The organism is Catenulispora yoronensis, from assembly GCF_039531695.1.
Classification (GTDB): Bacteria; Actinomycetota; Actinomycetes; order Streptomycetales; family Catenulisporaceae; genus Catenulispora; species Catenulispora yoronensis.
In genome coordinates this window covers 1-12,909 of record NZ_BAAAQN010000022.1, presented here as the reverse complement: position 1 = coordinate 12,909, position 12,909 = coordinate 1, and the positions used below count along the sequence as shown (strand labels likewise).

The following is a 12,909-nucleotide window of genomic DNA, read 5'->3' as shown; positions in this document are numbered from 1 at the left end:
GTGAAACTGCCTATTGTCGCGCCACGCCGGGAATGCGGAGTGGAACCGGCTTCGAACAGTCAGGCGAGCCCCCGACACAACAACACATCAGGCACCCCACCCTCACTCCACCGCCACGTATACCCCACCCCCGCCACGTACTCCCCGTCCGCGCACTGTCCCTTGTAGTACCCCGGGGACCAGTCGCTGGCAGTCGAGCCGCCTGTAGCCGGGCGGTTGTCGCTGTGGTCGAACCACACGGTGTGGCCGGTGGTTGGGAGGGGTGTGGTGGAGGGGGCGCACAGCAGGGCGGACATGGCGTTGTTGTGGACGCTGTAGCCGACGGTGAAAGTGTTGTCGGGGCATTGGAGTTTGCTGTAGCCGGGGGCCCAGTCGCCTTCGGTCACGTAGCGTTCGTCGGTGACGGTGGTCCAGGTGGTGGTGGATTTGGTTGGTTCGGTGGTGTCGGTGCATAGGCCGCGGCTGTTGCTGCGGGACAGGCCCGTCAGGCGTTCTGTGTCGGGGCAGTCGGCTTTGCGGTTGCCGGGGGACCAGTCGGGTTGGTTGAGCATTGTGGTGGAGACGTCGTAGTCGGTGTGGTCGAGGTCGAGCATGTTCCAGTGGGTGGAGGGTGGGACGGGGCCGGTGCGGGTGGTTGCTGTGCGGAGCTTGTTCCAGTCGGGGAGGCGCCAGTCGCCTGTGTCGAAGATGGCGGTGCGGTGGCCGGTGGGGTCGTAGGAGAGGAGGGCCCAGTTGTCCTGGAGGGTGCCGGTGGGGGTGGTGTAGCCGATGAGGGGCCAGATGGCGAAGTCGGTGTCGTTGGCGGCCAGGATGTCGGTGAAGTGGTCGAACCAGGCCTGTTCCTTGGTGTCGGTGGAGCCGCGGCCGGCGGCGCCGAATTCGCTGATCCAGACCGGGGCGGTGAAGTGCTGGCCGGACTGGGTGACGAACAGGGCTTCCTGGTTCACCACCGAGGCGAGTTGGTCCGGGGTGTAGTCCTCGTAGCGGGGGTCGTTGGTGGCTCCGGTGGAGCCGGCGGCGGCGCCGGAGTTGGCGGGGCCGGTGTAGGCGTAGAAGTGTGCTGAGTAGACCAGCTTGTTGGACGTGATCAGGGTGTTGGACAGGTTCGCCACCGGGGTGAGCATCGGGCGGCCGTGGTTGAGGCCGGCCAAGGGGATGCCGTACCAGTTGATGCCCTCCATGACGACCAGCAGGTCGGGGTCGGCGGCGAGGATCTGGTTGCCCGCCTCCTCGAAGGCCGCGTATTCGTCGTGGGCGTCGTACCAACCCCAGTTGGGGTCGTCCCACGTGTCACGCCGCACCTCGTTGCGCAGGTCCGCCCCGACGACGCGCTTGTTCGCCTTGTAGCGGTTCACCATGAACAGCCAGTCCGACTCCCACTGCTGCGTGCTCTGGCCGCTGTTCCAGCGCTCGTTGCCGTCGAGCCCGCAGCACCAGCGGTAGGAGGTGGTGTGGTTGTTCAGCACCACCGCGAAGCCGTCGTCTGTCAGGGCTTTGACCACCGCGTCGAACACCTGGAGCGGCGTCTCGCCGCGCAGCTGCGGGTTGGCCGCCACGGCGGCGTCGGGAACGGTCGAGGTGTCGTGGATCAGCGCGTCGGCGAACGGCAGGCGGATGGTGTTGATCCCCAGGGTGTGGAAATCGGACAGGATCTGCGCGATCGGCGTCCGGTCCAGGGCCAGCGGGACGTTGTACGACACCTCCCCGGCCTGGTTGTCCGCCGGGTCGGTGGTAGAGCCGCTGCCCAGGTAGTGGCCCTGCGCGCCGTCCCAGTTGCCGCCGATCATCTTGAAGCGGTTGCCGTTCGCGTCCACGACGTAGCGTCCGCTGGTGCTCAGCGGCCCGGTCCAGGACGCGGCCAGCGAGGACCCGGGCGAGGGTGCGACCGACGACGCCGCCGAGGCCGCCGAGGCCGCCGACACCGACAACCCAGGCGCGAACAACCCAGAACCGAGCAACGCCAACGAACAAAGGATGGAACGGACCTTCATGAACCCTCCCTATGAATCAACCCGCATTGATAGTGGGGGAATCAACAAACATGGACAAGACCGATCACGCAGCTTTAGGGTCGGCCGCCATGAGCCCCTCGCAAGTGACCTTCGACGCCGACCACGGAACCGCACTCCTCAGCACCTCAAACTCGGTCTACGCACTACGGATCGGCACCGACGGCAGTCCGCGGCACATCTACTGGGGCCCGCCGCTCGACGTGACACAGCTCCCTGATTGGCGCTCCCCCGCCGACAGCGTCTTCGAGGCCGACCCGGCCCCCGACGAGATGCCGATCGAGACCGGCGCCCGCTACGGACCCGCCGGGCTGCGCGTGCGGTTCGGCGACGGCGTCCGCGGGGCGCAGTGGACGTTCGTGGAGCACGACATCGAGGAGGAAGGCAGAGTTCTGCGTCTCCGCCTCCGCGACCGCGTCTATCCCCTGGCTCTGGAACTCGTCTACCGCGTCCGCCCCGACAGCGACGTGATCGAGCGCTGGACCGAGATCTCGCACACCGGTGGCGCGGACTCCGCCCCGATCGTCGTCGAACGCTGCGACAGCGCCGCCTGGGCGCTGCCGAAGCGCGCCGACTACCGCCTCACCCACCTCGCGGGCGGCTGGGCCAGCGAGATGCAGCTCCAGCGCGACCGGCTGGCCGTCGCCGAGACCGTGCTGACCTCCCGACGCGGCATCACCAGCCACCATGCGCACCCGTGGCTGGCCCTCGACGCCGGCGAGGCCACCGAGACTTCCGGCCAGGTCTGGACCGCGGCCCTGGCCTGGAGCGGGACCTGGCGGATCACGGTGCACCGGGACGCGGTGGGCCGGGTGACGTTCACCGGCGGGTTCGGACACGAGGCGCTGACGTTCAGCCTCGCGCCGTCGGAGCGCGTCGTGACTCCGGTGTTCGCCGGCCTCTTCTCCCCCGACGGCTTCGGCGGGGCCAGCCGGGCCTGGCACGACCACGTCCGGCGCCACGTCCTGCCGCATCCGGACGAGGACCGGCCGGTCGTCTACAACTCGTGGGAGGCCACCGGCTTCGACGTCACCGAGGCCGGGCAGACCGAGCTGGCGCGACTGGCCGCGCGGATCGGCGCGGAACTGTTCGTCGTCGACGACGGCTGGTTCGGCGCGCGCCGGGACGACCATGCCGGTCTGGGCGACTGGACGCCGCGCCAGGACGCGTTCCCGCACGGGCTGCGACCGCTCGCCGACGAGGTGCACCGGCTGGGGATGCGGTTCGGGTTGTGGGTGGAGCCGGAGATGGTGAATCCGGACAGCGACCTGTACCGGGCGCATCCGGAGTGGGTGGTGCACGCGCCGACACGTCAGGCCACTGAGTTGCGGAACCAGCTGATGCTGAACGTGGGGCGCCCGGACGTGGCGGCGTGGGTGTACGCGACGCTGGACCGGCTGGTGCGGGAGCACGCCGTCGATTTCCTGAAGTGGGACGCGAACCGGGTGGTGACCGAGGCCGGGTGGCCGGGGCACGCGGATCCGGACCGGCTGTGGATCGACCACGTGCGGAACGTCTACGAAATCATGGACCGGTTGCGCGCGGAGCACCCCGGGCTGCGGATCGAGGATTGCGCGGGCGGCGGCGGGCGCGTGGATCTGGGCATGCTGGCGCGCACCGATCAGGCGTGGACGTCGGACAACACCGACCCGGTGGACCGGATCGGGATCCAGGCCGGGTTCGGGCAGCTGTATCCGGCGGCGGCGATGGTGGCATGGGTGACGGACAGCCCGAACCCGATGACGTTCCGGGAGACGCCGCTCCGGTTCCGCTTCCACGTGTCGATGGCCGGCGTGCTCGGGATCGGCGGCGATCTGACGGAGTGGTCAGCGGAGGAACTGGCCGAGGCGGCGGAGTTGGTGGCCGAGTACAAGGAGGTGCGGCCGTTGGTGCAGCGCGGCATCGCGTACCGGTTGCAGAGTGCTGATGGCGTGAACGGCGTGCACTACGCGGCGCAGGACGACGCCGAGCACGCGGTGCTGGTGTGGCGGACCACGATGCGGTTCGGGCACGAGCCGGCACCGGTGCGGCTGGTCGGGCTGCGGGACGAGTCGACGTATCAGGACCTGTTCTGGGGCGCGGTGTATTCGGGGCGGCTGTTGCGGGAGCGGGGACTGGAGCTGGGGCTGCCAGCGGGGGACTACGCGAGCCGGTTGATCCGGTTGCGGCGGGTGGACTGAGGAAGCACTCAGAAATCCGTCACGACAGCCCCGGCCAGCGCGAACCCGAGGTGCACCGCCGCCTGCACAGTGATGCGGCCCGGAGTCAGGTTGCTCTCGGCGTCGCCGCCGGCGCTGTCGCGGGTGTGGCTCCGGTAGGTGTTGACCAACGCGTCCGAGTCGACGTCTTCGATGTGGACGACCGGGCCCAGCTCGACGCCCGCGGCCTCGGCGTACAGCGCGCCCTTCTCACGCGCGGCCGCGACCGCCTTGGCGCGCGCCTTCGCCCGCAGCTCCTTCTTCGTCGACACGTCGAACTCGACCGCCTCGACGGAGTTCGCCCCGGCGGCGACCGCGTCGATGAGGACTTGTTCGAGGGAGTCGAGATCCCGGATCTCGATCACGAAGGACACCGAGCAGTCGTAGCCGGCCTGGATGCGGGTGCCCTCCTGGTAACGCCAGGCGGTGCTCAGGTTCAGGCGCGAGGAGGAGATGCCGGCGTCGGCCACGCCGCGATCGCGCAGCGCCTCGCGGATGGCCGTGGTCGCGGCGCGGGTGGCGGCGAAGGCCGCGGCGGGCGTCGGCTCGGTCTGGTTGCAGGCGAGGCGGAGGCGGGCGAGGTCGGGCGCGGCGTCGACGCTGGCGGCGCCGAACACGGAGATGCCCCAGGGCTTCTTGATGGATTGCGTCATGAGGACAGGAAAGCGGATGAACCCATTGGCATACTCATGGATTGCCGACATGAAACGTTTCGTGATGGAAAAGACCGTTTCATGCTTCGATATCTGGGATGCGCCGTCGCGGCGGTCGCTCTGACGGCGGGGACGGCGCAGGGCGCCACCGGACGGCCTGTGGACCGTGGCGCGTCGGCGGACCGTGACGGATCGGTGAGTGTGCGGATCGGTCTGGCCGGGCGGGACCCCGCCGGGCTGGAGGCGTTCGCGCGGGCCGTGTCCACGCCCGGCAGCCCGGAGTACGGGCGGTTCCTGACGCCGGAGCAGGCCCGGGCCCGGTTCGGGGCGACGGACACACAGGTGTCGGCGGTACGGCGGTGGCTCGGCCGGGCCGGGATGAGCGTGACCGGGCAAAGCACGCACTGGATCGACGCCACGGGGAGCCCCGTAGCGGCGCGGACGGCGTTCGGCAGCAGCCTGGGCCTGGGCCTACGGACCCTGACGCTGCCCGCCGACGTCACCGGAGCCGTGACGACCGTGGCACGGATCGGGCAGGCGCGGCAGCGGGGTGTGCGCGAGGGTGCGAGCGCCGCCCTCCAGGCCCGGAAGGAGAGGACGAGTCACTCGGGCGGCGTAATGGGTGGGCCCACGCGGGTCTCAGCGCACGTCGACAGTGGTGTCGCGACGGACGGCGTTCACTCGCCTGGAGCAGTTCCCAGCGCCAAGCCGACCGCCCACCCGCCCGCCGACACCACCCCGGCCGCACCGAGCGCCAAGCCGGGCGCCAAACCGACCACCACGAGCAGTAACAAAATCAACTGCTCCCCCACCTGGGGCGCCGTCACCGCCGACCCGAAGCTCCCTCCGGGCTACACCACCCCGGAGCCGCTCGACGTCTGCGGCTACGCCCCGTCGCAGCTCCGCACCGCCTACGGCGTCGCCGCCTCCGGCCTCACCGGCGCCGGGGTGCGGGTCGCCGTCATCGACGCCTACGGCTCGCCGACCATGCGGGCCGACGCCGATCGCTTCGCCCGGGCGCACGGCGACGCGCCGTTCGCCGATGGCCAGTACCTGGAGACGGTCACCCCGGCCAGGTGGACCCACACCAACGACAAGGTGTGCCAGACGCCGGCGGACTGGGCCGGGGAGGAGGCGCTGGACGTCGAGACCGTGCACGGCATGGCGCCCGGGGCGACGGTCCACTACTTCGGCTCGAACTCGTGCTCCGACGAGGACATCAACGCCACCGTCGCGCAGATCGTCGACACCCGTGCGGCCGACATCGTGTCCTCGTCCTTGGGGGAGACGATGCACCGCACCACCGGGGGAATCGACCCGGCGCTGATCTCCCAGGCCACGCAGCTGTTCGCGTACGGCGCCGCCGAGGGCATCGGCTTCTACTACGCCACTGGGGACTGCGGCAACGACTCGGTGCGGACCGGTCCGAGCTGCGATCCGGAGTCGGCGCGGGCGCAGACCGAGTGGCCGGTGTCCTCGCCGTGGGTGACCGGGGTCGGCGGGACGGCGCTGGCGCTCGGACCCGACGCGGCTCCGCTGTGGGAGTCGTCGATGGGCGACCGGCGGTCGGTGCTGTCCGACGACGGCAAGCGCTGGGTGCCGTTCCCCGGCGACTTCTACTTCGGTGGCGGCGGCGGGACCAGCGAGGACTTCCAGCAGCCGTCCTACCAGCGCGGCGTGGTGCCCGACCGGCTCGCCCGCACCCTCTCCACGGGGCGCCGCGCGGCCAAGCCGATGCGCACGCTCCCGGACGTCGCCATGAACGGCGACCTGATGACCGCGGTCCTGGTCGGCGCCACGGACGCGACCACCGGCCGGTACGACGAGACCCCGATCGGCGGCACCTCGGCGAGCACGCCGATGTTCGCGGGCGTGCAGGCTGTTGCCCAGCAGGCCAGGGTCGCGGCCGGCGGCGGGGCGATCGGCTTCGCGAACCCGGTCATCTACCAGCACGCGAACCAGAACACGTTCATGGACGTCGTCGCGCATCCGGCCGGCGCCCCGACCATCATCTCCGCGGTCCTGGACCTCGGGCCGGACGCGCAGGGCAAGGCCCGGACGCGGTTGTTCGAGCTCGGATCCGACCAGGGCCTGCCCGCCGGACCCGGCTACGACTTGGCGACCGGCCTCGGCGCCCCTCGCGCGGGCTACCTCGAATCCTTCAAACACTAGAAAGCGGGACGCGCGGTCATCCTTTCGAGGTGTCAGCGCATCCCGCGATCACCCGGACGGTACGTAACGGACATCGACGTACTGTCCGGGAGGGTCCATGTCCGTTCGCACCGCTTTGGCCGCCGCCGTCGCGGCCGCGGCCCTGATATCCGTCGCGCTGAGCCCGGTCTCGTCGGCGGCGCCGTCGGAATCGGCGGCACCGCCGACGCCGCCGCACGGCGCCCCGCACCATCTCGCGATGCGCACGAACCATGTCCAGCTCGACAGCCTCGAAGAGACCGACCAGGCCGAGGAGACGGACGAGCCCAACGATCCGGACGCGCACTACCTGGGCCCCAAGCTCTGCTCCGGGTACTACGGCGAGCACCGGGCCAGGAACGTCCCCGACGCTTTCGGCGGCCACAACCCGCTCTCCGTCTGCGGCTACACCCCCGAGCAGCTGCGCTTCGCCTATGGCGTCACGCAGGCGCATGAACGCGGCGCGGGCGTGACGGTCGCCATCGTCGACGCCTACGCCTCCCCCACCATGCTCGCCGACGCCAACCGCTACGCGATGAACCACGACGAGCGTCTGCTGACACCGCTGCAATACCGCGAAGTCCTTCCGCCCTCCTACAACCACCTCACCGACGGCGTCTGCGAGTCGCCGTCGTCGTGGGCGACGGAGGAGGCTCTGGACGTCGAAGCCGTGCACGCCATGGCCCCGCAGGCGAACATCGTCTACGTCGCCGCCGCCTCCTGCGACGACACCGATCTGATGGCCGCCTTGCAGAAGGTCGTGGATCAGCACCTGGCGACGATCGTCTCCAACTCGTGGGGCGGCGTCCCGCACAGCATCTACGGCGACGAGGATCCCGCAACGATGGCGGCCTACTCGGCCCTGTTCCAGCGCGGCGGACAGCAGGGAATCAGCTTCCTGTTCGCCTCCGGCGACTGCGGCGCCGTGGATCCGGCCGCCGAGTGCGCCACCGGCTCGGCACGGCCGCAGACCGAGTATCCGGCGCAGGATCCGTGGGTGACGGCGGTCGGCGGGACGAGCCTGGCGATCGGGCCGTTCGACAACTACGGCGGCGAGGTCGGCTGGGGCGACCGGCGCTCGATGCTGGCGCCGGACGGCCAGGGCTGGGCCCCGGCGGCCGGGGCCGGGCAGTGGCGGTACGGAGGCGGCGGCGGGACGAGCGAGGACGTGCCGCAGCCGGCGTACCAGGACGGGGTGGTCCCGACCGCGCTGAGCACGACGCTGATGTCCGGGGCGAAGGCGACCAAGCCGATGCGGGTGGTGCCGGACGTGGCCCTGGACGCCGATCCGATGACCGGCTTCCTGGTCGGCGTCACCACGAAGCAGGCGAACGGGCTGCCCGGGTACGGCGAGGCGTCGATCGGCGGCACCTCGCTGGCCACGCCGCTGTTCGCCGGGCTGATGGCGGACGCGCAGCAGGGAGCGGGTCATCCGTTCGGGTTCCTGAACCCGGCACTCTACGGAAAGGCCGCCACCGGTGCGTTCCACGATGTGACCCCGACTTCGCTGTGCCCCGGGTTGTCACGGCCGGGAATGCCCCCGGCGACGGTGGTCGACCTGGGCGACGACAGCGCGGGGGTGCACCAGGCCCGGCTCTACCAGATGGGGGACGACGGCCTGCTCAGCACGGGCGCCGGTTACGACGCCGTGACCGGGCTGGGATCGCCTTCGCTGTCCTACTTGCGCTCATGGCGGTGAGGACGCGTCTAGGATCGTTCGACGACAGTTCGTCGCTGGATGTGGACGTCCGTCGCTGGACGTGGACGCTGATGAGAGTTAGAGAGAAGAGGTCCGGACTGTGGCTTCGGAGTCGTCGTTCGACGTGGTGAGCAAGGTCGAGCACCAGGAGGTCGACAACGCGCTCAACCAGGCGTCGAAGGAGATCGCCCAGCGTTTCGACTTCCGCGGGGTGGACGCCGAGATCCGCTGGTCCGGTGAGGGCATCGAGATGCGGGCCAACTCCGAGGAGCGGGTCGCGGCGGTACTCGACGTGTTCAAGGACAAGCTGATCAAGCGCAAGATCTCGCTGAAGGTGGTGGACGCCTCGGAGCCCCGGGTGTCCGGCAAGGAATACCGGATCAGCGTCGCGATCAAGGAGGGGATCTCCTCGGAGAACGCGAAGAAGATCTCCAAGCTGATCCGGGACGAGGCGCCGAAGAGTGTGAAGGCGCAGATCATCGGTGAGGAGCTGCGGGTGTCGTCGAAGTCGCGCGACGACCTCCAGGCGACGCAGACCCTCCTGAAGGAGCAGGACTACGACTTCGCGATCCAGTTCACCAACTACAGGTGAGACGACCGCGCTGGCGTCTGCTGACCCCTGTCGTGGTGGCGGTCGCAGTCGTGGCCGTCACCACGTTTTCGCAGGTGCTCAGCGCGCCCGGTTCTCCCGCCCTGCCCCGGATATCCCTGATAGGGCTGGTGCAGAAGGTGGGGAAGTCGCCGGCCCGGGCGTTCTCCGGGACGGTGCGGCTCAGCGTCGACATCGGACTGCCCCGGCTGCCGAAGCTCGGCACCGACGGCGGCGCGGATCCCCTGCGGCTGCTGTCCGGCAACCACCTGGTGCGCGTGGTGGCCGACGCCACCGACGGCGAACAGCGGGAGCGGGTGGCGCTGCTGGACACGATGTCGGAGTACGACATCGTCCGTGACGACAGCGAGCTGTGGATGTGGGACTCCACGCGGCAGCTGGCCCGCCACGGCACGGTCGACGCGCTGACCGAGGTGCTGCTGTCCTTCGCCTCGCCGGCGGAGCTGGCCAAGACCTTCACCGGCCCGTCGGCGATCCAGACCGCGGTGTTCGACACCGACTACATGGCCGGGCGGACGACCCGCGTCGCCGGGCGTGACTGCTACGTCCTGCGGATCACGCCGAACAGCCCGGGCACCACGGTCGGCTCGGTACGCGTCGCGGTCGACGCGGCGACCGGGGTGCCGGTCAGCGTGACCGTCTACCCGACGGGATCCTCGAAGCCCGCCATCAAGGCCGAGTTCGAATCCCTCAGCTTCCAGGCCGATCCCGCCGAACTGCGGTTCATCCCGCCGCCGGGAGCCACCGTGGTCGACGAGCCGGAGCCGGACCTGCCGGCGAACCCCGTGCGCGGCGCGGGCAAGGGCTGGACGGCCGCCGTCGCCATCGGCGGGGTGGACCCGGACAGCCTGATCGCGGGGCTGGGCACCGAGAAGTCCAAGAACCAGCCGGCCCCGGAGGGCACCGCCGCCGTGCTGGCGGCCCTGGCCGGCACCCCGGGCACGCCGTTGCAGAGCTACCTGCGGATGATGATGGCGGCCGGGGACAAGAGCGCCGTGGGGCTGGTGTGGAGCAGCCGCCTGGTCAGCCTGGTCTTCACGCCGGACCAGCGGCTCTACGCGGCGTTCGCGACGCCGGAGTCCCTGGTGGCGACCGTCGCCGCGGACAAGGCCCAGCCGCCCGCGGACGGCCTGCGGCCGGCCACCGGCACCCCGCCGGACCAAAAACAGATCACGGTGCCCGCCCCGGGCCCGATTCCCGGCGTCGCCCCGGGCCACATTCCCGGCGTCGCCCCGGCCCCCGCCCCGGCCGACCGGAACTAGGAAGGCAGCCATGCCCAGCATCGAACTCGCGCTGACCTTCCGGCGCCGCCGCAACCTGCTGATCCTGGCCGTCCTGGCCCTGTTACCGGTCCTGGTCGGGATCGCGGTCCGGGTGGCCGGCCTCGGCGCCGGGACCGGGACCGGAATGCTGAACCAGGTGGCGCGCAACGGCCTGTTCCTGGTCTTCGCCTCCCTCGCCCTGACCGTGCCGCTGTTCCTGCCGGTGGCCGTCGGCGCCGTGGCGGCCGACCAGGTCGCCGGCGACGCCGCGGACGGCACCCTGCGCACCGTGCTCGCCTGGCCCGTGGGCCGCACCCGCCTGCTGGCCGCCAAGCTGCTGGCGGCGGTGGCCTTCGCCGTGGCCGCGACCTTCACCGTGGCCCTGTCCGCCCTGGCCGCCGGCGCGGCGCTGTTCCCCATGCGCGACGTGACCCTGCTGAGCGGAGCGACGATCCCCCTCGGCTCCGCCTTCGCCCGAGCCCTGCTGATCGCCCTGGTCGTGACCTGCTGCATGGCCGGCGTCGCCATCATCGGCCTGACCATCTCCACCCTGACCGACTCCCCCTCCACCGCCCTGGCCGGCACCGTGGCCCTGATCGTGGCCGCCGAGATCGCCGGCTCGATCCCCCAGCTCGCAACCCTCCAGCCCTGGCTGTTCTCCGAGGACTGGCTGTCCTTCGCCGACCTCCTGCGCACCCCGATGTACTGGACCACGATCACCCACAGCCTCTGGGTCCAGGCCGTCTACGCCCTCATCTGCACCTCCCTGGCCTGGGCCCGCTTCACCTCCCGCGACCTGGCCCTTTGACCCGGACGGCGCACCCCCGCCCCCACCGGCGCGGGGTAGCGCACCGAACGCCACCTCACTCTCCCGGCCCACACATCCGGGAACTGAAGAGATCTTCACCTACGTTGGACACAAGGGGAACGAAAGGAACCACAAACGGGCAAGGACATCGATGACAGCCAGCACTATCGGTCACGGCCGGCACAACGGGGTGAAGACCGCGGCCCTCATGGGCCTGCTGTCCGGGATCATCATCGTGATCGGCAGCTTCTGGGGGCGCACCGGCATCACCATCGCCCTGCTGATCGCCGTCGGCACCAACGCCTACGCGTACTGGAACAGCGACAAGATGGCCCTACGCTCCATGCGCGCCCAACCGGTCAGCGAAGTCGAACAGCCGGCGATGTACCGCATCGTCCGCGAACTGTCCACCCAAGCCCGCCAACCCATGCCCCGCCTCTACATCTCCCACACCGACGCCCCCAACGCCTTCGCCACCGGCCGCGACCCCCACCACGCCGCCGTATGCTGCACCACCGGCATCCTCAACCTCCTCAACGAACGCGAACTACGCGGCGTCCTGGGCCACGAACTGTCCCACGTCTACAACCGCGACATCCTCATCGCCTCCGTAGCAGGCGCCCTGGCGAGCGTAATCATGTGGCTGGTCAACATCGCCTGGCTGATCCCCATCGGCCGCTCGGACGACGACGACGGCCCCGGCCTCCTGGGCATGATGGCCATCATGCTCCTCGGCCCCCTGGCCGCCAGCCTCATCCAACTAGCCATCGGCCGCTCCCGCGAATACCAAGCCGACACCTCCGGCGCCCGCCTGACCGGCGACCCCCTAGCCCTCGCCTCCGCCCTGGTAAAGCTGGAACACGGCACGAAGAACAAGCCCCTGGCGCCCGAGCCGGAACTGATGACAACAAGCTCGATGATGATCGCCAACCCCTTCGGCGGCGGCGCCGGAATGTCGAAGCTGTTCTCAACCCACCCGCCGATCCCGGACCGGGTCCGGCGGCTGGAGGACCTGGCGGGACAGTCGCTGCGGTAGGGAGAGCAGCCCGACCGCCATCGCCGCCAGCAGCCAGCAGCCAGCAGCCAGCAGCCAGCAAGATGATTTCGGCACCGCGACCAACCGCGCTGCCCGCATCGCGAACGGCAGCAGCCAGCAGGACAGTGTCGGCTAGCAACCGAACAATTGACATCGCAACAGGCGGCGACGAGCAGGACCGGCAAGCCTCGCGACCGGCGGCGGCCAGCCAGACCGATTGGCATCGCGACTGGTCGCCTTACCAGCATCGCGACCGGCGGCGGCCAGCAGAACGGGACACCATCACGACCGGTCGCCCCGGTTTTGGTTTGACCCAGAGTTAGGTCTTCGGTTCCGGTCTTTCCGTCGCTTCGGCGGGCGTAGCCAATCGCGCCGCCCAGGCGGTGTCAAGGCTCGCATGAGCTGGGGCACAAGCCTGAAGGGTCGCCTTGATACCGCCTGGGC

At 70.2% G+C, this 12,909-nt stretch carries 9 protein-coding genes; 7 read left to right on the top strand and 2 right to left on the bottom strand.

Annotated features, from left to right (window positions below; all coding sequences use genetic code 11):
* Positions 1-59: 59 nt before the first annotated feature.
* Complete coding sequence (locus ABD481_RS19490) at positions 60-1,991, bottom strand: glycoside hydrolase family 5 protein (protein ID WP_344667126.1); 1,932 nt, start codon at positions 1,989-1,991, stop codon at positions 60-62.
* 89 nt (positions 1,992-2,080) lie between these two features.
* Here ABD481_RS19490 and ABD481_RS19485 point away from each other — a divergent pair, with 89 nt between their 5' ends.
* Positions 2,081-4,189, top strand: a complete 2,109-nt coding sequence (locus ABD481_RS19485) for an alpha-galactosidase (protein ID WP_344667125.1) — start codon at positions 2,081-2,083, stop codon at positions 4,187-4,189.
* An 8-nt stretch (positions 4,190-4,197) separates the two neighbouring features.
* Here ABD481_RS19485 and ABD481_RS19480 read toward each other — a convergent pair whose 3' ends face one another.
* Complete coding sequence (locus ABD481_RS19480) at positions 4,198-4,860, bottom strand: SIMPL domain-containing protein (protein ID WP_344667124.1); 663 nt, start codon at positions 4,858-4,860, stop codon at positions 4,198-4,200.
* Between the two features lie 81 nt (positions 4,861-4,941).
* On the opposite strand from ABD481_RS19480, the gene ABD481_RS19475 reads away from it, so the two are divergent.
* The 6 genes from ABD481_RS19475 (at position 4,942) to htpX (ending at position 12,465) form a co-directional block, all read left to right on the top strand.
* Positions 4,942-7,032: a S53 family peptidase gene (locus ABD481_RS19475; protein WP_344667123.1), complete on the top strand. Its 2,091-nt coding sequence runs from the start codon at positions 4,942-4,944 to the stop codon at positions 7,030-7,032.
* A gap of 97 nt (positions 7,033-7,129) precedes the next feature.
* Positions 7,130-8,749, top strand: a complete 1,620-nt coding sequence (locus tag ABD481_RS19470; RefSeq protein WP_344667122.1) for a S53 family peptidase — start codon at positions 7,130-7,132, stop codon at positions 8,747-8,749.
* Between the two features lie 100 nt (positions 8,750-8,849).
* A complete protein-coding gene (locus ABD481_RS19465; RefSeq protein ID WP_344667121.1) occupies positions 8,850-9,341 on the top strand; it encodes a YajQ family cyclic di-GMP-binding protein in 492 nt (163 codons plus the stop codon).
* Positions 9,338-10,621, top strand: a complete 1,284-nt coding sequence (locus tag ABD481_RS19460) for a LolA family protein (RefSeq protein WP_344667120.1) — start codon at positions 9,338-9,340, stop codon at positions 10,619-10,621. Before ABD481_RS19465 ends, ABD481_RS19460 begins: the two co-directional genes overlap by 4 nt.
* A gap of 10 nt (positions 10,622-10,631) precedes the next feature.
* On the top strand, positions 10,632-11,429 hold the full coding sequence (locus ABD481_RS19455) for an ABC transporter permease subunit (RefSeq protein WP_344667119.1): 798 nt from the start codon (positions 10,632-10,634) through the stop codon (positions 11,427-11,429).
* 151 nt (positions 11,430-11,580) lie between these two features.
* Entirely contained in the window at positions 11,581-12,465 is an 885-nt protein-coding gene (gene htpX / locus ABD481_RS19450) for a zinc metalloprotease HtpX (RefSeq protein WP_344667118.1), read from the top strand.
* Positions 12,466-12,909: the final 444 nt, after the last annotated feature.

Bases quoted from the DNA above. Each gene is read 5' to 3' on its own strand.
- ABD481_RS19490 (WP_344667126.1), bottom strand. From the start codon at position 1,991: ATGAAGGTCCGTTCCATCCTTTGTTCGTTGGCGTTGCTCGGTTCTGGG.
- ABD481_RS19485 (WP_344667125.1), top strand. From the start codon at position 2,081: ATGAGCCCCTCGCAAGTGACCTTCGACGCCGACCACGGAACCGCACTC.
- ABD481_RS19480 (WP_344667124.1), bottom strand. From the start codon at position 4,860: ATGACGCAATCCATCAAGAAGCCCTGGGGCATCTCCGTGTTCGGCGCC.
- ABD481_RS19475 (WP_344667123.1), top strand. From the start codon at position 4,942: ATGCTTCGATATCTGGGATGCGCCGTCGCGGCGGTCGCTCTGACGGCG.
- ABD481_RS19470 (WP_344667122.1), top strand. From the start codon at position 7,130: ATGTCCGTTCGCACCGCTTTGGCCGCCGCCGTCGCGGCCGCGGCCCTG.
- ABD481_RS19455 (WP_344667119.1), top strand. From the start codon at position 10,632: ATGCCCAGCATCGAACTCGCGCTGACCTTCCGGCGCCGCCGCAACCTG.
- htpX (WP_344667118.1), top strand. From the start codon at position 11,581: ATGACAGCCAGCACTATCGGTCACGGCCGGCACAACGGGGTGAAGACC.